Below are 1,945 nucleotides of genomic sequence, written 5' to 3'. Positions count from 1 at the left end.
ATAGTTTCTATATCATCCGTAAACATATAGATATGAAATAAATAATCTTTGGCGATGCTACTTAAATAGCGTTCGATACTATTTAACTTCTTGTTTTGAGCTTTAAGATGAAAGATCCAAGCCAGTAGCCTGAGCTGCGCTTCGATGATATTTCTTTCATATATACCGCTTACTAATTTCTTTTGTTCTAGACGTTGCTGAATCTGTTTCCATCGCATCCATTTAATTCGCTCACTTTTACGTTGTCTCTTGTGACTCTCATTTTTTTCCGTTTGATCTCGTTCAAATAACATCAACTCAAAAGGGATTTCTTTGAGTTGCTGATGTGCTGTAATCAAGTCTGGCTTGACGAATTCAGTATGTAGAGGAATTATCCTTTGCTTATCATCGGGCAAGGTTTGATCTTGATCTATGAACAAATCAAACCAAGACCGCACCTGATCCATAGGAGTTAAAGACACTGTCTTTAAGCGATTTTGCATTACCTCACTTAAACACATGTCTAAGCCTGAATTTGGGTCTAACTCAATAGCTAAATTCAAATTCTCGAAAGGCGTAAGTGAGCGGATCTCTTCTAACTTTGCATCACTACGGCGTAAGAGTTTCTTCAATCCAGTCATTTGATAATTGAGATCAAGCTCTTTCGGCAATCGACCTAATACTGTTGAAATAGACTCAAGTACAAGTCGAGGGGTCTGTGTATACAAAGCCTGAGCAGTTCGTTTTTTTATCCCTTGTATATACAATTGTGAATAGGGGTTCAACCAAATATGGCGCCACTGATAGACCTGTCTATTATCAATCTGATTACCATAAGCACGTTGCTGTACTCGGTAGTGTAGCACTAGAGGGTTAATAATTTTTTTGTAATCTGCATGGTATAGCTTAGAACAGACCTGTAGTTCACCCTCAATGATTGCTTTAATTAAAGTATTTCCTATAGCCGTTAAATGACTTAAATCACTACAACCTGAACAATACATCAAACTTAGATAAAAACTACCCCATATCCAATCCACTGTGATTTCTTCATGGCACGGATCATTCCAATATTCTTTTAATGCTATGGCGATATGAAAATGCTGCTGCCCAAGTCGAAGGTGTGCTTCAGTACTTCGAATTTGTCGTGGGATTGGATCAAAGAATGTGGTCTTTGGCCATACTTTTATAGGATAAGCCAGTGGTGTTTCTGATAAGTAATCCTGACGCAGGGATAAAAAATACTGTTCACAATCCTGAATATAGGGCTTTTGAGCATCTTTACTGGTTAGTTTTTTCTGCTCTAAAAAACATATTAATTCATCATAAAACTCATACCAGAGAGCATTCAACTTGTAATCTAATAATTCAGAATTATCACTTAACTTTTTAATCTGATTCCTCATCTCAGAAAAGACAGAATCAACCTGTTCTCTAATCTTCGCTATCAGCAGATCATTTTTTTTCATGATAAACCCTCATTCTGAGTAGTCAGGCTGATTGAGAGATGCTCAATATGCAACTGCTTAATCATACGATCAATACTCTGGGTAAACTGATTTATATACTGCGGTAAGGATGCAGATGAATAGCGGTAAAAGAGCTCCTGATTGCGTTGATCATGCCCATAAATGGCTTGTATTACATTAAATGCAACACTCTGCTCCATTAGTATGTTCATATCAAAATGACGTAACCAATTGTTATACAAGCTGCTGAGCTGATGCTTCTCCATATAATCATTAACCCAACTACGTTTGAGGGCAAAAATTTTAATCTTTTTACTGGCCCATTCCTGAGCTGAACTAGGTAAGTCATTGGGATAGAAGATGACTTGCCCAAAAAGATCTTGCAGAGTAATCCTTTTACCAAACACATATTTGAGTAAATCTGCATACTGTTGTATCACCATATTTAAAAATTGGATATAACGTTTAACGGCTTGGATGAAAAATTGAGGCAACGG

The 1,945-nt window shown here is 36.8% G+C and carries 2 pseudogenes; both read right to left on the bottom strand.

Features of this window, described 5'->3' with window-relative positions:
• Positions 1 to 1,448, bottom strand: a pseudogene (locus GBI16_RS17995) (site-specific integrase); the annotation flags it as partial.
• A pseudogene (locus GBI16_RS17990) lies at positions 1,445 to 1,945 on the bottom strand (hypothetical protein); the annotation flags it as partial. The pseudogenes GBI16_RS17995 and GBI16_RS17990, both read right to left, overlap by 4 nt.

Origin of the sequence: Acinetobacter sp. TUM15064 (genome assembly GCF_008980265.1) — a bacterium.
Lineage (GTDB): Bacteria > Pseudomonadota > Gammaproteobacteria > Pseudomonadales > Moraxellaceae > Acinetobacter.
Note: the sequence above shows the minus strand (reverse complement) of the source record. Positions and strands in the feature narration are given on the sequence as shown.